The 24004-nt window shown below is 54.3% G+C and carries 30 protein-coding genes; 16 read left to right on the top strand and 14 right to left on the bottom strand.

All coding sequences use genetic code 11. The features are described from left to right. Nucleotides 1-17 precede the first annotated feature (17 nt). The 3 genes from arsS to BL107_RS09370 are packed head-to-tail and all read left to right on the top strand — an operon-like array spanning nucleotide 18 to nucleotide 1609. Nucleotides 18-944 (top strand): arsenosugar biosynthesis radical SAM (seleno)protein ArsS, encoded by a 927-nt coding sequence (arsS, locus tag BL107_RS09380; RefSeq protein ID WP_009790102.1) that lies wholly within the window; start codon nucleotides 18-20, stop codon nucleotides 942-944. 46 nt (nucleotides 945-990) lie between these two features. Beyond that, a complete protein-coding gene (locus tag BL107_RS09375) occupies nucleotides 991-1209 on the top strand; it encodes a DUF3721 domain-containing protein (protein ID WP_232192947.1) in 219 nt (72 codons plus the stop codon). Between the two features lie 4 nt (nucleotides 1210-1213). Further along, nucleotides 1214-1609, top strand: a complete 396-nt coding sequence (locus tag BL107_RS09370; protein ID WP_009790100.1) for a hypothetical protein — start codon at nucleotides 1214-1216, stop codon at nucleotides 1607-1609. 10 nt (nucleotides 1610-1619) lie between these two features. Here the strand turns inward: BL107_RS09370 and BL107_RS09365 are convergent, their stop codons facing one another. Next, nucleotides 1620-2075 carry a Fur family transcriptional regulator gene (locus BL107_RS09365; protein WP_037988958.1) on the bottom strand — a complete coding sequence of 152 codons (456 nt, stop codon included), beginning with the start codon at nucleotides 2073-2075 and terminating at the stop codon, nucleotides 1620-1622. A 168-nt stretch (nucleotides 2076-2243) separates the two neighbouring features. Here BL107_RS09365 and BL107_RS09360 point away from each other — a divergent pair, with 168 nt between their 5' ends. Next, a complete protein-coding gene (locus BL107_RS09360) occupies nucleotides 2244-2510 on the top strand; it encodes a DUF3764 family protein (RefSeq protein WP_009790098.1) in 267 nt (88 codons plus the stop codon). After that, nucleotides 2510-2773: a TIGR02450 family Trp-rich protein gene (locus BL107_RS09355; protein WP_009790097.1), complete on the top strand. Its 264-nt coding sequence runs from the start codon at nucleotides 2510-2512 to the stop codon at nucleotides 2771-2773. The genes BL107_RS09360 and BL107_RS09355 overlap by 1 nt, the downstream gene beginning before the upstream one ends. Nucleotides 2774-2779: 6 nt before the next feature. On the opposite strand, the gene BL107_RS09350 is transcribed toward BL107_RS09355, so the two are convergent. Both BL107_RS09350 and BL107_RS09345 read right to left on the bottom strand, forming a co-directional pair. Beyond that, nucleotides 2780-3049 carry a hypothetical protein gene (locus BL107_RS09350; RefSeq protein WP_009790096.1) on the bottom strand — a complete coding sequence of 90 codons (270 nt, stop codon included), beginning with the start codon at nucleotides 3047-3049 and terminating at the stop codon, nucleotides 2780-2782. A gap of 22 nt (nucleotides 3050-3071) precedes the next feature. After that, a complete protein-coding gene (locus tag BL107_RS09345; protein ID WP_009790095.1) occupies nucleotides 3072-3758 on the bottom strand; it encodes a putative 2OG-Fe(II) oxygenase in 687 nt (228 codons plus the stop codon). Between the two features lie 57 nt (nucleotides 3759-3815). On the opposite strand from BL107_RS09345, the gene BL107_RS09340 reads away from it, so the two are divergent. Both BL107_RS09340 and BL107_RS09335 read left to right on the top strand, forming a co-directional pair. After that, entirely contained in the window at nucleotides 3816-4385 is a 570-nt protein-coding gene (locus tag BL107_RS09340) for a hypothetical protein (protein WP_050749847.1), read from the top strand. A 252-nt stretch (nucleotides 4386-4637) separates the two neighbouring features. Further along, nucleotides 4638-4892 (top strand): hypothetical protein, encoded by a 255-nt coding sequence (locus BL107_RS09335; protein WP_232192945.1) that lies wholly within the window; start codon nucleotides 4638-4640, stop codon nucleotides 4890-4892. 654 nt (nucleotides 4893-5546) lie between these two features. Here BL107_RS09335 and BL107_RS13265 read toward each other — a convergent pair. The 4 genes from BL107_RS13265 to BL107_RS09320 all read right to left on the bottom strand — a co-directional run bounded on the left by BL107_RS13265 (nucleotide 5547) and on the right by BL107_RS09320 (nucleotide 7528). Next, on the bottom strand, nucleotides 5547-5672 hold the full coding sequence (locus BL107_RS13265) for a hypothetical protein (protein WP_255344622.1): 126 nt from the start codon (nucleotides 5670-5672) through the stop codon (nucleotides 5547-5549). A 237-nt stretch (nucleotides 5673-5909) separates the two neighbouring features. Then, a complete protein-coding gene (locus BL107_RS09330) occupies nucleotides 5910-6137 on the bottom strand; it encodes a hypothetical protein (protein ID WP_009790090.1) in 228 nt (75 codons plus the stop codon). Nucleotides 6138-6762: 625 nt separating this feature from the next. Beyond that, a complete protein-coding gene (locus BL107_RS09325) occupies nucleotides 6763-6993 on the bottom strand; it encodes a DUF3136 domain-containing protein (RefSeq protein ID WP_009790089.1) in 231 nt (76 codons plus the stop codon). 145 nt (nucleotides 6994-7138) lie between these two features. Further along, a complete protein-coding gene (locus BL107_RS09320; protein WP_009790088.1) occupies nucleotides 7139-7528 on the bottom strand; it encodes a RidA family protein in 390 nt (129 codons plus the stop codon). Between BL107_RS09320 and BL107_RS09315 the strand changes: the two genes are divergently transcribed. Continuing rightward, nucleotides 7527-8666, top strand: a complete 1140-nt coding sequence (locus BL107_RS09315) for an ABC transporter ATP-binding protein (protein ID WP_009790087.1) — start codon at nucleotides 7527-7529, stop codon at nucleotides 8664-8666. The genes BL107_RS09320 and BL107_RS09315 overlap by 2 nt on opposite strands. Here BL107_RS09315 and gloB read toward each other — a convergent pair. Then, on the bottom strand, nucleotides 8632-9387 hold the full coding sequence (gene gloB / locus BL107_RS09310; RefSeq protein WP_037988435.1) for a hydroxyacylglutathione hydrolase: 756 nt from the start codon (nucleotides 9385-9387) through the stop codon (nucleotides 8632-8634). The genes BL107_RS09315 and gloB overlap by 35 nt on opposite strands. 40 nt (nucleotides 9388-9427) lie before the next feature. Here gloB and hisG point away from each other — a divergent pair, with 40 nt between their 5' ends. From hisG to BL107_RS09295, 3 genes are read left to right on the top strand one after another with little or no spacing between them, the layout of a single operon-like run. Continuing rightward, nucleotides 9428-10078, top strand: a complete 651-nt coding sequence (gene hisG, locus BL107_RS09305; protein WP_009790085.1) for an ATP phosphoribosyltransferase — start codon at nucleotides 9428-9430, stop codon at nucleotides 10076-10078. After that, entirely contained in the window at nucleotides 10078-11856 is a 1779-nt protein-coding gene (locus tag BL107_RS09300; protein WP_009790084.1) for an ABC transporter ATP-binding protein, read from the top strand. Before hisG ends, BL107_RS09300 begins: the two co-directional genes overlap by 1 nt. Further along, nucleotides 11856-12359, top strand: coding sequence for a GNAT family N-acetyltransferase (locus tag BL107_RS09295; RefSeq protein ID WP_009790083.1), 504 nt, complete (start codon nucleotides 11856-11858; stop codon nucleotides 12357-12359). The genes BL107_RS09300 and BL107_RS09295 overlap by 1 nt, the downstream gene beginning before the upstream one ends. Before the next feature lie 8 nt (nucleotides 12360-12367). On the opposite strand, the gene BL107_RS09290 is transcribed toward BL107_RS09295, so the two are convergent. The 3 genes from BL107_RS09290 to BL107_RS09280 are packed head-to-tail and all read right to left on the bottom strand — an operon-like array spanning nucleotide 12368 to nucleotide 14827. Next, nucleotides 12368-13069 carry a TIGR04283 family arsenosugar biosynthesis glycosyltransferase gene (locus tag BL107_RS09290; RefSeq protein ID WP_009790082.1) on the bottom strand — a complete coding sequence of 234 codons (702 nt, stop codon included), beginning with the start codon at nucleotides 13067-13069 and terminating at the stop codon, nucleotides 12368-12370. Next, nucleotides 13057-13749, bottom strand: coding sequence for a TIGR04282 family arsenosugar biosynthesis glycosyltransferase (locus tag BL107_RS09285; RefSeq protein WP_232192943.1), 693 nt, complete (start codon nucleotides 13747-13749; stop codon nucleotides 13057-13059). Before BL107_RS09285 ends, BL107_RS09290 begins: the two co-directional genes overlap by 13 nt. Continuing rightward, nucleotides 13700-14827, bottom strand: coding sequence for a trypsin-like peptidase domain-containing protein (locus BL107_RS09280; protein ID WP_037988952.1), 1128 nt, complete (start codon nucleotides 14825-14827; stop codon nucleotides 13700-13702). Before BL107_RS09280 ends, BL107_RS09285 begins: the two co-directional genes overlap by 50 nt. A gap of 31 nt (nucleotides 14828-14858) precedes the next feature. Here BL107_RS09280 and dnaA point away from each other — a divergent pair, with 31 nt between their 5' ends. Beyond that, complete coding sequence (gene dnaA, locus BL107_RS09275) at nucleotides 14859-16301, top strand: chromosomal replication initiator protein DnaA (protein ID WP_232192941.1); 1443 nt, start codon at nucleotides 14859-14861, stop codon at nucleotides 16299-16301. A 7-nt stretch (nucleotides 16302-16308) separates the two neighbouring features. On the opposite strand, the gene BL107_RS09270 is transcribed toward dnaA, so the two are convergent. Then, a complete protein-coding gene (locus BL107_RS09270; RefSeq protein WP_009790078.1) occupies nucleotides 16309-16971 on the bottom strand; it encodes a ParB/Srx family N-terminal domain-containing protein in 663 nt (220 codons plus the stop codon). 25 nt (nucleotides 16972-16996) lie between these two features. Next, nucleotides 16997-18244, bottom strand: coding sequence for a glutathione S-transferase family protein (locus BL107_RS09265; protein WP_009790077.1), 1248 nt, complete (start codon nucleotides 18242-18244; stop codon nucleotides 16997-16999). Between the two features lie 161 nt (nucleotides 18245-18405). Between BL107_RS09265 and gorA the strand changes: the two genes are divergently transcribed. After that, complete coding sequence (gene gorA / locus BL107_RS09260; RefSeq protein ID WP_009790076.1) at nucleotides 18406-19764, top strand: glutathione-disulfide reductase; 1359 nt, start codon at nucleotides 18406-18408, stop codon at nucleotides 19762-19764. A gap of 115 nt (nucleotides 19765-19879) precedes the next feature. On the opposite strand, the gene BL107_RS09255 is transcribed toward gorA, so the two are convergent. Beyond that, nucleotides 19880-20965 (bottom strand): calcium/sodium antiporter, encoded by a 1086-nt coding sequence (locus tag BL107_RS09255; RefSeq protein WP_009790075.1) that lies wholly within the window; start codon nucleotides 20963-20965, stop codon nucleotides 19880-19882. 68 nt (nucleotides 20966-21033) lie between these two features. Here BL107_RS09255 and BL107_RS09250 point away from each other — a divergent pair, with 68 nt between their 5' ends. From BL107_RS09250 to BL107_RS09240, 3 genes are read left to right on the top strand one after another with little or no spacing between them, the layout of a single operon-like run. Next, entirely contained in the window at nucleotides 21034-22683 is a 1650-nt protein-coding gene (locus BL107_RS09250; RefSeq protein WP_009790074.1) for a SulP family inorganic anion transporter, read from the top strand. Continuing rightward, nucleotides 22676-23707, top strand: a complete 1032-nt coding sequence (gene pyrC, locus BL107_RS09245; protein ID WP_009790073.1) for a dihydroorotase — start codon at nucleotides 22676-22678, stop codon at nucleotides 23705-23707. Before BL107_RS09250 ends, pyrC begins: the two co-directional genes overlap by 8 nt. Beyond that, nucleotides 23698-24000 (top strand): hypothetical protein, encoded by a 303-nt coding sequence (locus BL107_RS09240; protein ID WP_009790072.1) that lies wholly within the window; start codon nucleotides 23698-23700, stop codon nucleotides 23998-24000. The genes pyrC and BL107_RS09240 overlap by 10 nt, the downstream gene beginning before the upstream one ends. Nucleotides 24001-24004: the final 4 nt, after the last annotated feature.

Genomic DNA, 24004 nt, shown 5'->3' with positions numbered 1-24004 from the left:
TGACCGTCAGCCCTGCAATGTTTCCTCCACTGCAACGGGTTGCTTTGACCACACTCCAGGTCAACTTGGGCTACCGCTGTAACCAAAGCTGTGCCCATTGCCATGTCAATGCCGGGCCCACCCGCACCGAAATGATGGCGGCGGAGCTGTTAGAGCTCATCCCTTTGGTGCTTCGTCGGCATCGCATTGGCTGTTTAGACCTCACTGGCGGGGCTCCGGAATTACACCCTGGCTTTCGGAAGCTGGTGAGTGAGGTGCGGTCGGCTGGGGTGGCGGTGATCGACCGCTGCAATCTCACGATCCTGAATGAACCTGGCCACGAAGACCTTGCTGAATTTTTGGCACAGCAGGGTGTGGCCGTGACGGCATCTTTGCCCTGCTACACCGCAGACAACGTCGATCGTCAACGCGGTGATGGTGTCTTCGATCGGAGTCTTCAGGGTCTCCATCAACTCAATGCTCTGGGCTACGGCAGTGGCGATCCCGAACGGCAACTGGATTTGGTGTACAACCCGCTTGGCGCGGCACTCCCTCCACCCCAAGCCAGCTTGGAAGCCGATTACAAGCGAGAGCTAACCCGACTCGGTATTCGATTTGATCGACTCCTCACGTTGGCCAACATGCCGATCCAGCGCTTTGCTCGACAACTAGAACTGAAGGGTGAATTGGACGACTACTGGCAAGTGCTCGAGCAGGCGCACAATCCGGCCAATCTCGAAACGGTGATGTGTCGACAGCTCCTGAGCGTTGATTGGGAGGGTTCTCTTTACGACTGCGACTTCAACCAACAGCTGTCATTGCCACGCCCAGGCGTCATCCGTCACTTGCGTGACCTTCTTGAAGATGAGATTGACTTAAGTGGCGATTTCATTCACACCGGTCGCCATTGTTTTGGCTGTACGGCTGGTGCCGGATCAAGCTGTGGCGGTGCTCTTCAAGCCTGACCAACGCAGCTGGGCATGATGGTTGATTGAAGATGTCGTTCAACGCATGGTGACCCTCCGACTGATAATCAGCGCCTGCACTTTGGTGCTACTCGGTGCTGCCGTGAATGCCCAGAACGATCAGCCCAAGCAGGCGATGTTTAAAACCGAAGCTGAGGCTCAAGCTGCCGCCCCAGGGTTTGGTTGTGAGGGCGCCCATCGCATGGGGGAAATGTGGATGGTTTGCACAAAGCACTCCGACGCCGATTCACATCACGGACATTGATTCAATGAAACGGGATGGTGATTGCGCTAGCAATCAAAAGCGCATCGCCATCGGTGTGGCGCCGATGGGAACTATTGCCATCGGGATTGTGCCGATGGGTGTGATCTCGATCGGCGTGGTGCCGATGGGTGTGGTGTCGATTGGTGTGGTCGCCATGGGTGTGTTCAATGCCGCAATCGTGGGCATGGGGTTGATCGCGGTGGGGTTCAACACCATGGGCGTCCTAACCGCTGGACCCATGAGCATGGGCTTGATTCAAATCCGCTCCACCACAAATCCTCGCTATCTCGCTTACCCCTCACGGGAGCAGGCTGAAGAACAGGCAGCAAAACTTGGTTGCCAGGGTGTCCATCGCATGGGTGACCGTTACTGGATGCCTTGCAACGAGCATCCTCAGTAATCAGTCGTCGTCAGGTCTGACAGTCAGCGCAGATGGCTCTGACATTCAGGCTTGATTCAATCAATTTGAAGTTCAATCTTTTTGCTGCTTCTGCCCCAGCGGCAAGAATTGACTCATTCTCAAATTCTTCGGTGCGTCCACAGCGGATACAAACCACGTGGTGGTGGTCTCTGTGGTCATCATCGGCTAACTCAAACCGACGCCCCCCCTCGCTGAGTTCCAGCTCTTGCAGAAAACCCATGTCTGCCAGAAGACGGAGGGTTCGATACACCGTGGCTAGGGACACTTTCAGTTTGAGGTTCACCAGTTGTTGATGCACCTCCTCAGCGCTGAGGTGGCAACCGGCACCGCGCAGTTCAAAAAGCTCCAGCACCCGTTTGCGCTGGGGGGTGAGACGTCGTCCGCCTTGGTGCAATCCGTCTTCGAGGGATCCGTCCTCAGGATTCGGTGCTGAAGACGGCGACACCTGGGATTGATCAGTTGTTCTCAATAGTAACCACTAATGAGAGTTCGCACCATGAGCTAACCCGTTCGTGTTGATGACGTATTGGCTTCTGTGATCCGGCTTTCGGGGGTGATTGATGCCCCCTTTTACAGCGGTGATACCGTCCGGATGTTCGTTCGTTTTGGCTGAATGGAAACCCACGTGCTCACATTCACCATCACGAAACCGTTCGGCGAGTGGGTCAAAACCTATGACGCATCGCGTCCTCTCCAAAAAATGGCCGGTATTTCAACGCTATATCGCGGTGTGAGTCCGGATGACCCCACCAAAATTTGCGCTGTGATGCAAGCCAAACCAGGAGTGATGGCTCAGTTTATGGATGATCACAAAGACATGATTGCCGCCTCGGGCCATGTCTTAGAGAGCACGGTTCATCAGGTTTTTGTGGATGCCTAATGGCTTGGTTTCCAGCGAAGGCTTGGACCAGCCAACGGGCCGTTGGGGGTTATCGCCATTTTCAGCTTGTGACCCAGGGCGGTAAGGGGGAACAACGCTGGGTCGAGTTATCAGCTGTTCTTGACCCAGGCCATCGAGAACGCGTGCTGTGGCGTGACCTCAACGATGCCAATCTCTGGTGCAGTGGTTGGCAGCAGATTGTTGAAAAAGAAGATGATGTTGTTGATCATCATCTTGTTAAATCCGATGAGGTTGTGGAGTGATGATGTTCAACCCATGTGTTGTTGCGACTCTCGAAATGCTTCCAGTTTGTCGATATCTTTCTCCTCATCGATGGTGTAATCGGTGAGGATTAGAGCCTTTCCTATGGTGCCAAGGGCGTATTCGATGCGATCTAAATAAAGCCGACCTTCCTTGTCTTGTCGTGCTGCCCGGATCACCTCAGGTTTTAATTGAGTTGTGAGATGTTCAATGGTGTCAGCAATCTCGCGAGCCTCGATCAGGGGATTGCTTGGATCCATTGATTCGAGCTCGTTCATAGAAGCATCTTGACAGACACCTTTAAAAACCCTGCACCATGGGCCGTTGGGTGGATAAGGAGATATTCCCCATCGCCTGAGGTCTTGGTGGACCGGGAATGGCTGTTGCATTGAAGGCCAAGGACCACCGCTCACCATCCCCACGAAAGGGCATCACTGAATGGGGTTGCCAGGCCGGGAAGATATAAAACTCACCCGGTACTGGAAGGACGTAATGGGCCATCCCTGTTCGGAACGACTGCAAATGCCACTCTTCAGGACCGTGAAAACACAGCTGTCCGTCGAAACTGTTGGCGTTGATCTGGGGGGGAGTTTTTAAGAAAATCACTCCAGAAAAGCTGCCGCCGTGAGTATGGGTGGGGTTGTAATCCCCAGCAATTTGGCAATTCAACCAAAGATCGATGAGTTTGAGCTGGTATTTCCCAGCACTCCATGGCCCGCGACCTTGAGGTGGCTGGCGGTCGATCACATGGCGGATCCAGCGCTCGCATCCAGGTAGGAGGTGGTCCCCGATCAGGCTCTGCACCCCTGGTTGCCCAGGTTTTAACTCTCGCTGCTGACTGAGCTGACCAGCCAGTTTTAAGGATGCATCAGGATTGGCCTCCGGGTTTTTCAACACCGTTTTTCCCAATGCCAAAAGCTCCTTCAGCAATGGAGTTGGCAGCTCTCCCTTGAGAATGGAACGTGGGAAAAGATCAACAACCTCCATGGGCCCGACTCGTGTTTTTGATTGCATCGTGCCAGCGTTAGGCACGTCTTGGTGTCCATGTTGATGGTCTCGATCCGTTCGGCATTAGTGGTGGCTGTTCTGTGTGTTGTTGGTTGCACGCCTTCAGCGGAAACGCGACCTCCGCTGAAGGCCAAAGTTCAACAAGAGCAGCTCCAGAAATCTGTGGTGTTGCCTGGGCAAGCGGGGCCCACATCAGATCGGTCTAAGGGACAAACACTTCGTCTCACCATGCGGAGAACCAACGACTTCTTTCCTGATGGCAACAGTGTTTGGCTTGTGGAGTTGCATGGGGATGGATCTCTGTTGGCGCAGTGGACAGCGGCAAGCGGAATTGCGCAACGTCAAACCGCTGATCGATTGTGGAGCCCAGGCAATGCTTCACCGTTACCGGCTGGAACGTATCGACTTGGAGATCCGGAACCCTGGGGTGATGACCTTTGGTTCGATCTTCAGCCTCGTTTTGAGACCACGCGAAGTGCATTGGGCATTCACCGTTGTTATCCAGGCACAGGGTGCATCTGTATACCGAGCCGCACTGATATTGAGGCATTGGCTGAGTGGGTAAGGGCTTCTGGTGGATTGCGTGAGATAACCGTCAGTAATTGATGCTTATTTCGCTATTGCTGGGGTAATTAATAGAAATCTACTTTATCCACATTTGATAATTCAGCGTTGAATAATGCATTCAACTTGTAGGGTATTTCATGGATCCGGTAAGTTCTGCAGCGCCGTATGTCGTTTGATTCAAGCGCACTTAATTGACATCTCTAAATTAATTTATTACGATTTAATGTTGATTTTGTAATTCAATTCTATTTGACGGCAATATGCTGTTTTCAGTTATTATAATGTTTGAAGTTGTCGCTTTCAAGAGAGATTTATCGTTGCATGAGGGCGTTCTTTTTGACTCCGCCTGAGCTTTATTTCGCTCTTAAGAGTTTTGCAGTAAAAATGCTTCTATTTTGTGTAATTGAATTTTTGATTTGCCAGTTTGATGATTCACGTATTGCCTGTCGACTTGTTGAGCGTGGATTTCTCCCTTCCTTCATCGTGTTTGGTTTGATGGATTTCCTGGTGATTCCTCGATTGCGCCGCCGCATCAGGGATCGCTGATCGATCCAAAGGCATGGCGGGTTTTCCCTCTGTATTTAAGATCCTTGATTGGTCATTCTCCTGTAATATGTATTTTTAGTGTTGCTATGAAAAAAGTAATAGGTCCGCTTCGACGTGCTTCTATTTATGGCTCTGTCAGCTATTTTGGACTCGTGCTAATTAATAATAGCAACCTCAATCTTCCAAGCTTATGGATTGCTTATTTGCCAATGTTTATAGCTGTTTATGCTCTGACCCAATGGATTGATCGCCGATTTGGTTGATTTAGGCTTCTGAAATTTGTGCACTATCGATTGATACAATTCAGAGCCAGGCTCTGAATTGTTTTGTTTGTGCACTCTTCTAAAGCGTAAGAGTTCTTAACCGTGAAGAGAGTAAGCATTCGCCACTCCCCAAACAGCTAGCGCAGTAATGGATGCAAAGACGACAGCTGTCCAGGCTGCTAGCTCAGCTTGTTGTCCTTGATTTTGCGAAGCCTGAAGCCGACGTGCCATGGAGATTGATACCAACTCTTTATGTTTGGCTCAGGACGATGGATCAATTCAAGGAATGTGATCAAATCAGAACGATGTTGGAAGGTTGATTTTGCTGGACCACTGTCTGGTTGGAGGCTTTCCCCCTTTGCGCCGTCTATATCGCAACGGTTAATTGGTTTTATTTTTTCTTGCCGATCCGCACTGCTCTTGGATGTAGAGGACATGCCAAAGCATGGAATGGCTGATGAATGCCGTCATGAATCAGGCTTCCCATTGGGTGAGCATTGGCGCTGTCGAGCTTCATGGATGGTTTGTCTTCAAACCTGTTCTAAGCAATTTGGCCGCAACAAATCGATAAGTATTCCTGCTTAGTGGTTCGGGTCAGTATTTGGAGCGAGGAATTTAGATATTTTGAAAATTCCGTTGATTAATCTTGGGGTGAATTTAAATAACATGAAATTATTGGTTGCATAAATAACTTGGCGATAACTTTAAGTGACCAATCACTATTTTGGAACAATTTATTGTTAAGGGTGATTAATTATTGATCGGTCTGCTCAGATTTTAATTTGGCAACAGCCGCATTTTCAGCCCGCTCTTTTAACACTCTTTTGGAGATACTCGCAACCGTAATGCCTTCTTGGTTCCGCAAAATAACAGCATCAATGCCGGATGTACTTTTTGACAAATCAATATCAGAGGCTGATTGAATTTTGCCTGTGCTTATGGCGAATTGAATGGCAGTGGTGAGAGGGGTCGTTTCTGCCATGGGGAAATTAATCTGAGATATCAAACTCTAATTGATCAATGCCGATATCGTTCTTTTTAGTGTTGTTATGGTTCACCTCTTCTGTTGGTAATTAGCGTTTCAGGCTGACGATGACCGGGGAGTTTGAAGTTGGATGGGCCGCTTGATTAGCGGCAGCATTTGTAAATTCTCTGTCGATCTGGTGTTCGAGCAACTTCTTTGCATTCTTCTCGATTTGGATTAGTTGGAGAGATCACCGTGAAGCATTTGGACGCCAACGAGCCAGTCCCAGTGGTCGCAAGGGTGATGATTGTGTAACTGATTAGTTTGAACATTTTATTTAAATTGATGGCCTAAGGCTAACAGATATTGTTTCCAAAATTAGTTTTTTCCTGAGAAAAGGAATCCAGTGCCCTGATTTGAATCACTTTCCCGTTGAGTTTGATTATTTGGTTCTTGTCCAAGAGTAATTACGGCACTCGCAAAAATAATAATGAGTGGAACCAGCTTCCAGCCTTGATGATGATTGGTTCTTCGAAAAATACAGCGTGACATGACAAGCCAGGAGTTGTTTCCATAGCTCTAGGTAATAAAGCTCGGACTGAACTTTGCTGCAGCTGTGTCAATGCTTTGAACCGTCTGAGAATTAACGGGACGACTCAGGCTTTTCAATGTCGCGCCGGATCAATGCCAGAAGGTATGAGGGGGATTTGTAACGGGTCGGAAGGCATCGATTCAGGGTTTCGAGATGCCCCCAGCACACTGTGCGTTCAATCTCTTTGGCAGATTTTCCCTGTTGTAGTAGGCGCCTCAGTGCCTTGCAATACATGGGATAGCCCGCTTCAAGTTCGCCGATGGTGAGTTTTGCCTGAGGCATCGGACCGTCTCATCCACCAAAACAACTTATGTGTTCGTCGCTCCTAGAAAGTGAACCTGTTTTGCTTCTTGATGAGGGGAGTGCAGCGCGTTGTTCATCCCTCTGCACTCCCCTGGTGTGGGGTTTCAGCGGTTTATTCCATTCGTCATCCCAACCATGCAACGCAATCGATCTCGACCCTTGCACCTTTCGGGAGTGCGGCTACTTGAACGCAAGCGCGGGCTGGGCTAACTCCACTACCAAACATCTCTGCATAAATGGCGTTGACCGTTGCGAAATCCGCTAAGTCAGCCAGGAAAACGGTCGTTCGCACCACCTGTTCTGCAGATGCTCCGGCTTCGCTTAAGACCGCCTTTAAATTTTTCAAAACCTGATAGGTCTCCGCCGCAACATCGCCAGCTCCAACCATGGCTCCTGTGGTTGGGTCGAGAGGGATCTGGCCTGAGCAGTACAACCATCCCCCAGCCAGGACAGCTTGGTTGTAGGGACCAACGGGTGCAGGTGCAGCTGTGGTGGTGATGGCTTGATTCGGCATGGCGGGACAGCAGAGCAGAATGGAGTTAAATCATCGCGTTCCACTGTTGGAAAGGGTCTCAGGACCGGTTGAAATTCGGGGCCTTTGGCATCGCTACAAGGAGTCGTCAAACGACTGGACCCTTCGTGGCATCAACCTCGAACTCAAAGCAGGAGAGCTTGTGGGTTTGCTCGGACCCTCCGGTTGTGGAAAGACAACTCTGTTGCGCTTGATCGCTGGTTTTGAGCGGCCTGAGCAGGGATCGATCCATCTTCAACACCGCATCGTGGCCGGAGGCCAGCACTGGCTTCCACCTGAGCGTCGCGGCGTTGGCATGGTGTTCCAGGACTATGCCTTGTTCCCTCACCTCACGGCATGGCAGAACGCTTGCTTTGGTCTTCGTCCAGGTCAAGACAACAGTCGTGCCATTTGGTTGCTCGATTTGCTGGGTCTTCAGGGCCTTGCGCAGCGCTATCCCCATCAACTGTCGGGGGGACAGCGTCAACGTCTGGCGTTAGCCCGTGCTTTGGCTCCAGCTCCTCAGGTAGTGCTTTTGGATGAGCCTTTTTCCAACCTCGATGTGGAGGTGCGCCTTCTTCTTCGCAGTGAATTGGCTTCGGTGTTGCAGGTTTGTGGGGCCAGTGGACTGCTGGTGACCCATGACCCTGGCGAGGCTCTAGCGATCTGTGATCGTGTTGCTGTGATGCGGGATGGAGTGTTGCACCAATGCGCCACTCCAAGGGACTTAGTCGATGCCCCTGCCACTCCCTTCGTAGGGCGTTTTGTTCTTCAGGGGAATCTGATTCCTGTTTGGCCAGAGGCAGACAACCGCTTGCACTGTTGCCTAGGCAGCCTTCCTGTGCCCACGCAGCTTTCGTTGAAGTCTTGGCCCGAAGACGCAAGTCTTTTGGTGGATCCAGCTGCGATCGCCTTGGAACCTGAGCCCGAGGCTGAAGCCTGTGTGATGGGACGTGAATTCCAAGGCCACGCATGGCAACTCCGGGTTCAGGCAGCTGATCAACAGCTCCGTGTCACCCAGCCCTTGGAGCACGACTACAACCGAGGCACACGCTGTCGTCTTGGGTTCAGAAAGGGCGCCACGGCCATGTTGTTTCCCCAACGCATCAGCTTGAACGCCACTGATCCTTATGGCTCCTGAGTTCGGCGAGTTGTTCGGCGGTTTCTGCCCGCATAAATAAGTTGGTGCGTTTCTCTGCACCAATGCTTGAGGGAAGACTGAGATCTCCGCGGGAACGAAGTTGCTTCACTGTGCGGTAGCGCGTCGTGATTTGAACATCGTGGGGATGTTGCTCCGTCGCCCAGCGCAAATTGGCTTCGGTGTATTCATGGGCGCAGCACACAAGCGTTTCATCCGGCAACGCCGCGAAGCGTTGGAGTGCTCGATACATGTCCTGAGCGGAGCCTTCAAACAATCGACCGCAGCCACCGGCAAACAGGGTGTCGCCGCAAAACACCAAGGGTCCAAACCGTGGGTCTTGGTCGTCGTCGTTCCGAAGGATGAACGCGATATGGGCGGAGGTGTGGGCCGCCACATCGATTACCTCAAGGCGCCGTCCCAGCAGTTTGATCACATCGCCATCGGCAACGCCTCTGGTTTGAAACGGAATTCTGAGCCGATCTGCAGTGGCTGCGACGACCTCCGCCTGCGGCCATTCGCTTAACAGTTCTGGGGTCCCGCCGATGTGATCGGCGTGATGGTGGGTTTGCAGGATCGCGGTCAGGCCCATCTCGTGAGAGTTCAGCCATTGACTCACTGGCTTCGCCACTGCTGGATCCACGACGACGGCGTTCCTGCCCCGGACCCAGATCCAAATCACGTTGTCCTGTAGGACTGGCAATGCATGAAGTGTGGAGTGCATCGTTAAAGTCCTGCCTGGTTTCCCGGTCAACGCTGGACCCATGATTACCGTCGCGTTGGCTAAAGGTGCGCTTCTCAAGGACTCCGTGGCACGTTTCGCTGCAGCGGGTCTCGACTTCTCGGCCGTTCTGGACAAAGACAACCGGCAGTTAATGGTCCCGACCCCGTGTGGTCGGGCAAGAGCACTCTTGGTTCGAAATGGAGATGTGCCCACCTATGTGTCTTACGGACAGGCTCAGCTTGGGGTTGTCGGATACGACGTCTTGAAGGAGCACCAATTGCCGGTGGCACAGTTAGTCGACCTTGGTTTTGGCGGATGTCGGATGTCCGTTGCCGTGAAAGCGACTAGCGGATATCAACGAGCCTTGGATCTCCCAGCCCACTGCCGAGTTGCCAGCAAATTCACCCACTGCGCCAGGGAATACTTCGATGCACTCGATCTTCCTGTCGAGTTGGTTCATTTGAACGGATCCGTTGAACTCGGCCCGATGACGGGGATGTCTGAAGCGATTGTTGATCTCGTTGCCACGGGCCGCACCTTGCGGGATAACGGCCTCGTTGAAATTGAGGAGTTGTTTCGCTCGTCGGCTCGATTGGTGGGACACCCCCTCTCCATGCGCCTCGATGACGGTGCGTTGACGGAGATCGTGACAGCGATTCGCACCGTTGAAACGTCGAAGGGAGAGGGTTGATGGGAGCAGGAGCTGATTGGAAACGGGTTCGGCGTCTTGGTCGCTACTTAGCTCGTGATCGCCGCCGTCTGTTTGTCACCCTTGCTTTGCTTGTGCCCGTTGCACTGGCAGGGTCGATCCAACCTTTGTTGGTGGGTCAGGCAATCAGTGTTCTGCGCCGCGAGCCAAGCCTGCCTTGGCTTTCTGGATTGTCGGTTCCCCAGGCGATTCAAACGATCGTGGGTCTCCTCTTGATCTCCGTGTTGTTGCGACTGGCCTTACAGGGGATTCAGTCGTTCAACATTCAGGCCGTTGGCCAACGGCTCACGGCTCGAATCCGAGACGATCTTTTCCGCCACGCCCTTTCGCTATCCCTTCGTTTCCACGACAGCATGCCGGTGGGGAAGTTGCTCACCAGGTTGACCAACGATGTTGATGCCTTAGCTGAGGTGTTTGGTAGTGGGGCTGTAGGGGTCCTGGGCGATTTGGTGAGCTTGACCGTGATCGCCACCACCATGCTGTTGATTGAGTGGCGCCTGGGTTTGTTGTTGCTGGTCACCCAAGTGCCCGTCACGTGGTTCGTGTTGTGGCTGCAAGGGCGTTATCGCAAAGCGAACTACATGGTGCGCGAAGAGCTGTCCCAGCTCAATGCTGACTTTCAGGAGAATCTTCAGGGGCTTGAGGTTGTTCAGATGTATCGCCGGGAGCAGGTGAACAGCAGCCGCTTTGCCCGCACTGGTGCCGCCTATCGCAGTGCGGTGAATGGAACGATTTTCTTTGACAGCAGCATCTCCGCGTTCCTCGAATGGGTTGGTCTTGGCGCGGTTGCCTTGGTGCTGGCCCTTGGCGGCTGGATGGTGACCAGCGGGGCCATGGGCCTAGGCACGCTCACCACGTTCATCATTTACGCCCAACGACTGTTTGATCCCTTGCGTCAGCTGGCGGAACGATTCACTCAGATCCAGGGGGGACTGACGGCAGTTGAACGGATTGGCGAGTTGATGGAAAAGCCTTTGGAGATTGTCGAAGCCTCTGACCCTCAGCCCCTTAACGCCCTCGGTGCGGGTGAATTGATCTTCGAAAACGTCAGCTTTTCGTATCGCGCTGATGACCCGATCCTGCGGAATCTCTCTTTTCGTATTGCTCCCGGAGAGCATGTCGCCCTTGTGGGTCCCACAGGGTCTGGAAAATCAACAGTGATTCGATTGCTTTGTCGTCTGTACGAACCTCAGGAAGGGCGCATCCTTCTTGATGGCCGCAATATTCGTTCAATCTCAACGGCGGATCTCCGACGTCAGTTGGGGGTCGTGCTTCAGGACACCTTTTTGTTCAGTGGCAATGTTGCTGACAACCTCCGTCTCGATGCTGAGGTGAGCGATGAACAGCTTCAAAAAATTTGTTCCGACCTCGGACTGGATGAGCTGCTTCGTCGCCTTCCACAGGGCCTTGAAACAGAGTTACGCGAACGGGGAGGCAACCTCTCCTCCGGTGAACGGCAATTGTTGGCCGTTGCCAGGGTGGCGATTCGCAACCCAACCGTTTTGGTAATGGATGAGGCCACGGCCTTTATGGATCCTTCCACAGAGGCAACCTTGCAGCGTGATCTCGATCGGTTGCTGCAAAAACGGACAGCTGTGGTGATTGCGCATCGCCTCGCCACCGTCGAGGCTTCCGATCGCATTTTGGTGTTGAAAGGGGGAGAGCTGATTGAGCAGGGCACCCATGTCGAGTTGCGTGCTCAGGGTGGTTTGTACGCCCAGTTGGCTGACCTTCAAGAACGGGGGCTTGCCAAGCTGTGATGACGTCCTCGTTGCAAGTGCCTGCAGAGCCACTCCTGCAGCAATACGGCGAAGACGCCAGGTTGTGTACCTGCGCGAATGATCAGCTCACCCTGGTGTTCAGTCAGTCCCACCCGTTTGATCTGATTGAGCTTGAGCAGTTGCTCGAGGCTGTCGGTTGGAGTCGTCGCCCCGCCCGTCGTGTGCGGAAAGCGTTGTCAAACAGTCTTCTCAAGGTGGGCTTATGGCGCCATGACCCCAGGGTCCCCCGGCTTGTTGGATTCGCTCGGTGTACGGGAGATGGCGTTTTTGAGGCCACCGTTTGGGATGTGGCAGTTCATCCCCTTTATCAAGGCAATGGCCTGGGGAAACAAATGATGATTTACGTCCTTGAGGCCCTGCATCAGATGGGCACGGAGCGGGTAAGCCTGTTCGCAGACCCAGGCGTGGTGAATTTCTATCAGCGTCAGGGGTGGGATCTTGAGCCTCAAGCCCATCGATGTGCTTTCTGGTACTCCAATTAAGACTTGGCTCAACGTCGATAGGTCTGGATCAAGTCTTCGGCTTTCACACCGTTTTTCCAGCGTCGTCGAAGCTGAGCATTCCTCCAGGCTTGGTTCATAACGCCGCGGTGGTTCCAGCGTCGTGCGCTTGTGGTGAGGGCACACCCCAAAGAACCGATTCGACTGACCCGTCGCAACCTTTCGATGATGTCGAGATCTTCCATCAGGGCTATGGGGCGATAGCCCCCAATTCGCTCATACAGGCTGCGGTGGATTAGGAGTCCTTGGTCTCCATAGGGCATTTGTCCCCAGCGGCTGCGAAGCGCCACACACCATTCCAGCAGCCTCAACATCGGTCGGCGTTCATCAACGCGGAAGTCAAAGGCCCATGCCTGTTGCTGGCCTTTCGCCATGGTGAATACCCTTTGGACGTGAGTCACCCAGTGCTGGCTGAGCCGACTATCGGCATGTAAGACCAACAACCAGCTGTGCTGAGCCGACTGCAAACCCCATTGGAGTTGCTGTCCTCGACCTTGAACAGGGCTTTTCACAAGATGGGCGCCTCCTTGATGGGCCACCGGGATGGTTTTGTCTGTACTGCCACCATCGACAACAATGATTTCGAGGGCTTCTGGCCACTGCTGGAGGTCTGCCAGGAGGAGGGGGAGGTGCCGCGCTTCATTAAGGGCGGGAATGACCACGCTTAACCCTGCCACGCTTAACCCTGCCATGGCCTGAGATCTGCCAAGTGATCGAGATCATTTCGCTGAGCGATTAGCGCTGTGTTCAGCTTGTTTTCTGCAGCTTGTGCTGTTGTTTGTTCCAGCACATTTGCCTTCCCCCAGGGAATTCCCCCTAAGGGCCAAAGATGCGGGTGTTCAAGGAGTTTCCGTCCGAAACCAATCAGCCAGTAACCACCATCCCTTGCAGGACCGAGCACAAGATCGTGGCTTTGAAGACTGGTGATTGCCGCGTAAAGGTCGTTGGTGTTCAGCTCCGGAAGGTCGGTTCCGATGAACAGGGTGCTGCGGTCGGTCCGTTGGCCCAATAGGAGCTGCCGTTTCATCCTGCAGCCCAAGTTGCCTCCCCCCTGTAATTCCACATGGGTTAGGCCGAGTTGCTCTCCCCAGCGCCGGGCAGCATTGGGGCCAAGGCCGTCGATGGCCAATGTTGATGAGATAGTTCGGGCCGTTTCCATCGACGCCACTACGGAGGCCGTGTGACGTGTGAGCTGACGCTGGATTCGCATGGCACTTTCCGCCGCGTTGAGTACCCCATCGCAACGGCTCAGGTCGTGCTTCAGGCGTTGCTTGCACCGGTTGGCTGCTGGCCAGCGGGCCATCACCACGATCCGTGGCATTTCAATTTCGACGGGGTAACTCTTTTGGCAGCACTTCAACTGAAATTTCATCGCCATCACGTCTCAGCTTGAGCTGCATTGGTTGTCCCACCTCGCCGCGGTCAACGGCTAGCTGAACTTCTGTGGGGTTTTGCACCGATTCGCCATCCACATAAAGAATCAGATCGCATTGGCGGATGTCTGCCTCCGCAGCTGGTGTATTGGGTACAACCTCCACCACCAGAACCCCATTGAGTTCTGGCACTTTGCAGCTCCTACCGGTGGCATTGATCTCTCGGGCGAGTTGGGGCGTCAGGCTCCGCAGCTGAACCCCAATAAACGGATGTGATGCTTCGCCCGTGCTCACAATCTGTTGGGCAATTCGCTTCGCCAGATTGATAGGAACGGCAAAGCTGAGTCCTCCCCCTGGTGCTGTTCTGATCGCGGTGTTGATGCCGATGACCTGTCCTGCAGCATTGATCAGCGGCCCACCGCTGTTGCCTGGATTCACGGCTGCATCCGTTTGGATGTAAGGAACCCGTTGGCCCTCTCCAACGGCGTTGGTTCGGTCGACGGCGCTGATAATTCCAGCTGTGACAGTGTTATTGAGTCCAAAGGGATTACCGATGGCAATGGCCCATTCACCGGGCTTCAAGTCATCGGAGTTGCCCAGGGATGCCACTGGCAGGTTTTCGGCGACCACCTTCACCACTGCAACGTCGGTGAGGGGGTCCCCCCCGAGCACTTTGCCTTTGAAGCTGCGCCCATCAGGAAGGGTCACGGCCACTTGGTCGGCGCCTCGAACGACATGTTCATTGGTGAAAATCAATCCGTTGCTTCGCGTGATGAAGCCCGAGCCCTGTCCTTGCTGTTGCTGGGTGGAAGGACCGATTCCGAAAATCCCTCCAAGCGGATTATTGATTTTTTTCACCACATCAATGCGCACCACGGCGGGCCCCACCCTGTCGACCGCTTTCACAATCACATTCTCTCGGGCCTGGAGTGGGGCACTTCGAGGTTGGTCATTGACAACGGGTGGCGCCAGTTGAGGGGGTTTGGGACCCAACCCCAGCTGGGTTTTGATCAAACCGCATGAGGACAGGCTTGTCCCGATCAGGGCCAGTCCGATCCAACGAACGAATGTTGGCATCACGGTTTTTTCGATGCTGATGCATTTAAGAATGCCGCAACCTCCCAACATGCGTAGATTCAGCCTCCAGGAGCGCGGCAATTTCGTGGAGACGGGAGACGAGCTCTGGACCAAGGTGCGAAAGCAGTTACAGGACAAGCTCTCTAAGCCCACCTTTGAGACGTTCATTCGGCCAACGGGCTGCAGCAGCTTCAGCGATGGTGAGCTGAAGTTGTTGGCTCCAAATCCCTTCACCAGCATTCGGCTGCGGGAGCAGCTGCTGCCCACCATCGCTGAGATGGCTACCAGCATCAGCGGTCGAGCCGTCCAAGTCACGGTTCTGGCGGAAACCGCTTTTCCTAAGGCAGAACTCACGACGGATGCGGCTCCTCTCGACAGCACAAATGCAGCTGAGCAACCGCGGGAGGCAGCACCAGCACGCCCTAGTGGACAGCGCCGCTATCTGCCAGGACTGAATCCTCGCTACGTCTTTGGTCGCTTTGTGGTGGGTCAGAACAGCCGCATGGCCCATGCGGCGGCATTGGCAGTGGCGGAGGCTCCTGGGCGGGAATTCAATCCACTGTTCATTTGTGGTGGCGTTGGCCTCGGAAAAACCCACCTAATGCAGGCCATTGGCCACTACCGCCTCGAGATCGATCCGGGGGCTCGGGTTGCCTACGTATCCACCGAAACGTTCACGAATGATCTGATTCAAGCGATTCGCAAAGACGGCATGCAGGCCTTCCGTGATCGTTATCGCGCGGCAGATTTAATTCTGGTTGACGATATTCAGTTCATTGAAGGGAAGGAATACACCCAAGAGGAGTTTTTCCATACGTTTAACGCTCTGCATGAAGCAGGCCGGCAGGTCGTGATTGCCAGTGATCGCCCTCCCAGCCAGATCCCACGCCTGCAGCAGCGGCTAATTTCTCGGTTTCAGATGGGTCTGATTGCGGATATCCAGTCCCCAGATCTTGAGACACGGATGGCGATTCTTCAAAAGAAGGCGGAGCAAGAACGGATGGCTCTGCCTCGGGATCTGATTCAGTACATCGCTGGTCGTTTTACCTCCAATATCCGTGAGCTGGAGGGAGCTCTCACCCGAGCAGTGGCGTTTGCATCGATCACAGGCCTGCCGATGACGGTGGAGTCGGTCGCCCCAATGCTTGATCCCACCGGACAAGGCGTGGCGGTGTCTCCTCAGCAAGTGATTGAGAAAGTCTCTGAGGTTTTCGATGTCACCGCGGATGAGATGTGTAGCAGTACTCGCCGTCGTGCCGTGAGCCAGGCGCGTCAGGTGGGGATGTACTTAATGCGCCAGGGCACCGACCTCAGTCTTCCTCGCATTGGCGACACCTTTGGGGGCAAAGACCACACCACGGTGATGTATGCGATTGAACAGATCGAGAAAAAATTGGCGTCCGATCCGAAGCTGGCCGGCCTAGTTCAGAAGGTGCGCGACTTGCTGCAAATTGATTCAAGAAGCAAGCGTTGATTCAGAGTCAGACTTTTTTTTCTCCTTTCCATCCGGCCATATTGCGTGCGCTTTCGGAGCACACCAAGCGTCTGGCTGGAGCGAGTGCAGGCTCCAATTGACGCGAACTAAATGGCGGTAGAGGCCTTTGGCGAAGCCAGGCCGCCCAACGAAATTCGTGATATGGAATATGGGCTTGGGGTTTGATCAATCCTTCTTGCTTTAGTTTCCAGACCAAGCTGCGGTAGGGATCGTCCTCCAACGTCAGTAGTGAACCTGGCAGCTCACTGGGATGCCGTGGACCCTGTCCACGGCTGTCGTAGAGATAAAGCCATCCTTGCGTCTGCAAATAATTGATCGCCGCCGTTGGATTTTGATCATCAACTTCTGCAATCACATAACCCCATGTGGTGGCTTCAGGATCGATGCCAAGTAGAGATCTCAGCCTGTGATGCCGATCCACCATCCAGAGCGAGCCCGCTGCATTGCGCACCATTGGCACAGGCTTTTTGCGGAGATAGTCCAGCCGGGTTTGGCGGCTGTCACTGGAAAAATCAATTTGCCGAGCCCACACCTCTGCATAGCCAACACACCACTGCGTTGGGCGTAACGCTGCGACAGAAACTTCGACCAGCGGCGTCTCAGGCGTTGGTTTGGGAATGTTCTGATAAACCGACAGTCGAAGCGACACGCCTCTGTTGCGACCCTTCAGACCACTATGGCCGAATCAAAAAAGCGCTGGGGTCTTGATCAAAGCGATTTCGTAGCCCCAGTGGTTCCCCTTGTTGTGGGCCATCCATGGCCGCCGTCGCTTCCAAGGCTTGGCGGAGAAGACGACCTGCGGGTAAGGGCATATCCCGCGGAATTGAGATGCGGTCGCGGAGATAGCGCAGTGAGGCTGCAGAACCGTTCGGTGGTTGGCACGCTGCCCCGGTGATGAGTCGGGTGAGGGCGCAACGCAATGGCAGATCGAATCTTTGGCTGCCGAAAGGATTGCGCTTCAGCAGCTGGTCGCGATGGCGGATCACGCGAGATAAGGCAAGGGCTGCTTGACCATGAAGGCTCTCGTCGGGCCAAACCGCTTCGTCGTCGCCGAGTCCATCGCCACAGTCGATTTGTGCCGCAAGCTCCGTGGAAAGTTCCGAATTGTCCGACCAACAACCGCCCATTTGGGGTGGCAAATCGTGGACATGGGTGTGCATATCGCTCTGGGTTCCTCGGTAGGTCGCCAGGGATTCAAGGGCACGAAACCAGCCATCGATGCTGGGATGTTCCCGTCGCAATCGATAACCTTTGTAATAGGCCAATGAGGCGTTCATTCGTTCTACATAGGGGACGAATAACAAATCAACGGTTTCGGGTTGGTCTCCGCGCAGCCAGGGGCCCGGCGTCGTGTTGAGCTCCTGTTCAAAGCGCTTGGCTACCGCTCGAAATTGTTCTTTGGCTTGATTTTGCTGGCGAAGATTGAGACCCGGACTACAGAGCCAGATGCACCACGCACGGAACAAGAGTCGCTCTAAATGTCGTAATTCCAAAGAATCTGAGTCGGTCATCGCACTGCCTAGGGGGCCGAACTGTTTCTCAAGAGCAAGCAAGATCACATCACTTTCCGTGATGAGCTCCCCGTTAAGTTCCAGGGCAGGGAGCATTCCTGAGGGGACCTTTTTTAAAAACCAAGGCTCCTTCGGTCCATAGCAACGCATGGTCACCTTTTGGATTTTGTAGGGAATCTGTTTGAACTCCAACCAAAGCCAAATCTTTTGGCAGTAGGGGCACCAGGCGTGATGGTCTCTAAACAGCGTGACTTGCACACTGTTCGGGTCATGGCCAAATAAACGAAGGTTGGCTTGGGCGTTCGTGGGTCCTTGCACACGTTCCTGTTCGGACGTTGTGTGCAAGATCAGTTCGTCCCAGCTCAGGGGATGGCCAGGGGCTGATGAAACAAAGGCTGATGACATGGACATCACAAAAGTGCAAATAGTGCGTTGAATCCCAAGGTCAGTTGGTCCTTAGCCATCGGCGTGGAGGGCGTCACTCTGACGGGTTGTCTGTGTCGATGGCTGTCGATCACACTGCGAGCATCCCAGCCAGTCATTGACGAGAATGGCAGGAGCGCTCTTGCCCCATGGAATTGTCGTTTGATTTGGTTGTGCTCGGGGCTGGTTCCGGCGGACTTGCGGCGGCGAAACGGGCGGCAAGTTACGGCGCGCGCGTGGCGATTGTGGAGGGTGACCGCGTTGGTGGCACCTGCGTGATTCGGGGTTGCGTTCCAAAGAAACTGCTGGTCTATGGCGCTCAAGCACGCCATCAACTGGCCGATGCACCTGCCTATGGCCTCAAGCTCGACTCCATTCAGTCCGATGTGCCGGAGCTCCTGCGTCGTGTGCGCGCTGAGGTGGATCGCCTCAACACGCTTCATTTGGGTTTTCTCGAGAAAGCAGGGGTGACCCTGATCTCCGGGTGGGGGCGATTCACAGGACCCCAAAGCATTGGCGTCTCAAATGAGCGCGGCGGAGCACTGAGCAATGAAGTGTCTGGATCCCGGTTGCTTGTCGCCGTTGGTGGTCGACCGGTACGTCCGCAAATTCCGGGGATTGAGAAGACCTGGGTGAGTGATGACATGTTTGATCTTCAAGATGTCCCCCCTTCAGTCGTGGTGGTGGGTGCCGGTTTCATTGCCTGTGAATTCGCTTGCATCTTGCGGGGGCTTGGTGTTTCGGTCACGCAGGTGGTGCGTGGGCCAAGGCTGTTAAGGGGGTTCGATGGCGAGCTGGCCACTGCTGTGCTCGACGGAATGCAGGAGAGCGGCATTGAGGTGCTATTTGGCCAAACGGTTACCGCAGTGGAAGGCGAGACCGGTGATCTGCTTGTCCAGCTGTCCGATGGAACCTCGAGAGCCTGTGGTGGAGTTCTCATGGCGACAGGGCGTCGCCCTTGGCTGCAAAATTTGGGTTTGGATCAAGCAGGTATCAGCGTCGAAGCTGGACACATTGAGGTGGATTCCAATTCCTGTACATCGGTGCCTCATATTTATGCCGTTGGAGATGTCACAGATCGAGTGAATCTCACTCCGGTTGCGATCGACGAAGGGCGGGCATTTGCCGATAGTGCCTTTGGTACTCGCCATCGTTGTGTGGACCATGATCTCGTCGCGAGTGCCGTTTTCAGTGACCCTGAGCTCGCGACGGTTGGTTTATCGGAAGAGGCCGCGATTGAACGGTTTGGCGCTGAAGGTGTAGTCGTTCACCGCGCTCGCTTTCGTTCGATGTCGCGTGCTTTGCCTGCTACGGGTCCCCGTTGTTTACTCAAACTTGTGTTGGAGAAGGAGAGTCATCGGGTGCTGGGTTGTCACATGGTGGGTGAACATGCTGCGGAAATCATTCAAATGGCGGCCATCGCTGTTGGAATGGGGGCAACCAAGGACGACTTTGATCGCACGATGGCGTTGCATCCTTCGGTGTCTGAGGAATTTGTGACGATGTGACTTCGCCGATTAAAGGACTTCAGCGAGCATCAATTTTTTGTATTAATGAATTGTCAAAAATACTTTTTGATGTCTCATGTTGTGCGGCAAAATATTTGTTTAACGCAAATAGAGCTCAATGGCTTGTCCGCCAATACACCACGGCTTGCGTGATGATCGTGACCATTACGACCGGTAAAACCAAACAAAGCATGACCAATCTGAATTCATCAGACCAACTAGCGAGGATTGTTCTTGGAAGAACATTGTCAACGATGTAGAGGACATAAAGACTCAGCAATAATCCCCCTTCCAATCGACTGATGCGTCCGCGAGTCCAGAAGATCGGTAGACAAGCAAGGCTGGTGAGGAGCATCACTGGCAAGTCGTCATGGATGAGGTCGGGGGAGACGTTTAATCCCTGGCTTCCAGTGACTAATGCGGTGCCTCCCAGTACGAGCATCAGGTTGAGCAGGCAGCTGCCAACAACGTTGCCGATGGCCAAATCGGTCCGGCCGCGTAGGGCTGCAACGAGCGACGTAATCAGTTCCGGCATCGAGGTGCCAGCCGACACGATCGTCAATCCGATGACGGCTTCACTGACGCCGAGCAGCGTTGCAGCGCTGGTGGCTCCACTCACGAGCACTTTGGATCCAACCGTGAGGACGGCGATGCCACCAATCAGCCTGAGAACAGCTAAGTGCCATCCGCCTTCTGCGGCGTTCTCTTCGATCTCAGGTTCTGCACTTTCGCTGTCATCCGGCTGTTCCCGTGCGGTTCGGATCTCCCAGATGGTGTTGATGATCAAGCCGAGGAGGAGGGCAAGGCCGGCCTGCCAGGTCACGCGTCCAGCCGAAGCCATCCCCCATACCGCGGCTGAAACGGCAATCATTAAAGGCACATCTCGGCGCACCAGTCGGCTTTCAACGCGCAGGGGCAGCACCAACGCACTGCTTCCCAGCACCACCATCACGTTGAAGATATTGCTGCCCACCACGTTGCTTAGGGCAAGTGCATCGGAACCCTGAAGCACGGAATTGAGGCTGACAAACAGCTCGGGTGCACTGGTGCCAAGTGACACCACGGTGAGACCAATCACCAGCTGAGGAATCCCGAAAATCACAGCGAGGGCGATGGATCCCTGAACAAAAAGTTCACCCCCGCCAAACAACAGAGCGATGCCAAGGAGAACTTCGATCGTGGCCTGGAGGAATTCAGGCATGGGCAACCGAGAAGTTGGAGGGATTCTGCTTTGCCCTAAGGTCGTTAGCCACGGGGCAGAGTCACGATTTGTTGAATCGCATCAACGCCACGAACCTCCAGGGCGATGCCTTCGGCGGAGTTACCGCTGCTGTGATTGCTCTACCGATGGCACTGGCTTTCGGTGTGGCTGCCACCGGTGACCCGGCGCCGGGGCTTTGGGGAGCCGTGATCATTGGGCTTGTGGCCGCCGTGTTCGGAGGCACTCCCACGCTGATCTCGGAACCAACGGGTCCGATGACGGTGGTGTTCACCTCAGTGATCCTGAGTTTTACGGCCACCGCGCCGGATAAAGAAACGGCGATGGCGATGGCCTTCACCGTGGTGATCCTCGCCGGCCTCTTCCAAATTCTGTTTGGTGTGTTCCGCCTTGGGCGTTACGTCACCCAGATGCCGTACACAGTGATCTCCGGCTTCATGTCGGGCATCGGCGCCATCCTGGTCATCCTTCAGCTGCCCGCATTTTTGGGCCAGAAAGCGGTGGGCGGGGTGATGGGAACCCTGTCCAATCTTCCCGGTTTGATCGCGGGGGTGCAGCCGATGGAGCTAGCGCTGGCGGTGATCACGGTGGCTCTTCTGTGGTTTACACCTGCCAGCGTCAAACGCTTTTGTCCGCCCCAGCTGCTCGCCTTGGTTCTCGGCACCCTGCTGTCGATGACGCTTTTTTATAACGCAGGCTTAAAAACGATTCCGCCATTTGAAGCAGCGCTGCCCACGCTGCATATGCCCACGTTCTCCGGTGGACAGCTGCGCTTGATGTTTGTGGATGCTGCTGTTTTGGGCATGCTCGGTTGTATTGATGCGTTGCTTACCTCGGTGGTGGCAGACAGCCTCACCCGTACGGAGCATGATTCCAATAAGGAGCTTGTGGGTCAGGGCCTGGCCAACATTGCCTCCGGTGTGTTCGGTGGTCTTCCGGGTGCTGGAGCCACGATGGGCACCGTTGTGAACATCCAGGCGGGGGGACGATCGGCGCTCTCTGGAATTATCCGAGCGTTGATCTTGATGGTGGTGGTGCTGGCCTTTGCCCCACTGGCCTCGACGATTCCGTTGGCAGTTCTGGCCGGGATCGCGCTGAAAGTCGGCATCGACATTATCGATTGGGACTTCTTGCAAAGGGCCCACCATCTCTCGGTGAAGGCGGCTGTGATCACCTATGGGGTGATTGCTCTGACGGTTCTCGTGGATTTGATCACGGCCGTTGGCATCGGTGTGTTCGTTGCCAATGTGCTCACGATTGATCGAATGAGTGCGCTTCAGTCGAGGAAAGTGAAGACCATCAGTACGGCCGACGACGACGTTGAGCTCACACCGGAAGAGCAAGCTCTCTTAGACCAAGCCTCCGGCAAGGTGCTGTTGTTCCAGCTTGCTGGACCGATGATTTTTGGCGTCGCGAAGGCGATTTCCCGCGAGCACAATGCCATTGGTGCTTGTCAGGCTGTCGTGTTCGACCTTTCTGAGGTGTCTCATCTCGGCGTGACAGCTGCGATTGCCCTTGAAAATGCTGTGAAGGAGGCGATTGAGGTGGGGCGTCAAGTGTTCCTGGTGGGTGCTTCCGGCAGCACCGAAAATCGGCTACAAAAACTCAAACTCACAGACCGTTTACCGACTGAGAACATCACCTCGGATCGGATCACTGCATTGCGCCTGGCGGTGGCTGCTATCCCTACTGATGTCTGATCAAATTCAACTCATTGCGCCGGATGATTGGCATGTCCATCTGCGTGATGGAGCGATGTTGAAGCAAGTGGTGCAGTACACCGCCCAGATGTTTCGTCGGGCAATTGTGATGCCGAATCTCCGTCCCCCTGTGGTGACGGTGGACGCGGCCAAGGCCTACCGAGAACAAATTGTTGCGGCGTGTGATTCGACTTGGGGATTTACGCCGTTAATGACGGCTTATCTCACCGACGACATCGCCCCTGATGAGATTGAACGGGGGTTTCGCGAGGGTGTCTTCACCGCAGCAAAGCTTTATCCGGCGAATGCCACAACAAATTCCGCAGCAGGTGTGACGGACCTCAGACATATCCATGAAGTCCTGCGGGTGATGGAACGCATTGGTATGCCCTTGCTGATCCATGGGGAGGTCACAGATGTTGACGTGGATGTGTTTGATCGAGAGGCGGTCTTCATCGAGCGTTCTCTGAAGCCAATCCGGGACCGTTATCCCGATCTGAAAGTGGTTTTGGAGCACATCACCACAGAACAGGCAGTGGATTTTGTGGGCTCTGCGGATCAAAACTTGGCGGCCACCATTACGCCCCACCATCTCCACATCAACCGCAACGCCATGTTTATGGGTGGCCTTCGCAGTGATTTTTATTGCCTACCCGTGGCAAAACGCGAACGCCATCGCTTGGCCCTTCGACGGGCGGCCATGAGCGGTGATCGCCGCTTTTTTCTTGGCACTGATTCGGCTCCCCATGCCAGACCCGGTAAGGAGACGTCCTGTGGTTGTGCTGGCATCTTCAATGCTCCCCATGCCTTGGAGAGTTATGCCCTGGCTTTTGCCCAGGACGACAAACTGGACAAACTTGAAGGCTTTGCGTCGTTGCATGGACCGGCGTTTTATGGCTTGCCGGTGAATGAAGGCATCGTCACCTTGCATCGGCACGACAAATTGGTGCCAGATGTGGTGAATGGGCTCGTTCCCTTTCATGCTGGGGAGACGCTCCCTTGGAGGCTTCAACCATGCACGTGATCAAGTTCAGCTCTGAGGACTGCGGTACTTGCCATCGGATGAGTCATTACGACGCCAAGGTGGCCGAAGAACTTGGCTGCACCTTTGTGTCCGTGATGCTTCAAGACACTGAGGCGTATCGCAAATATCGCAAGATTCTCCTGAAGCAGTATCCAAACAAGGAAGGGATGGGCTGGCCCACTTACCTATTGGTGACTGATCCTGAGGGCGATTTCACCATCCATGCTGAGCTGAAGGGCGGGATGCAGAAAGGTGAATTTCGCACCAAGCTTGCGGATTTACTCCCGTCTTGATTGA

The sequence above is a fragment of the Synechococcus sp. BL107 genome, from assembly GCF_000153805.1.
In the GTDB taxonomy this organism is placed as follows: Bacteria; Cyanobacteriota; Cyanobacteriia; order PCC-6307; family Cyanobiaceae; genus Parasynechococcus.
The sequence above is the reverse complement of the archived record's forward strand: the minus strand, read 5'-3'. Positions and strand labels throughout refer to the sequence as shown.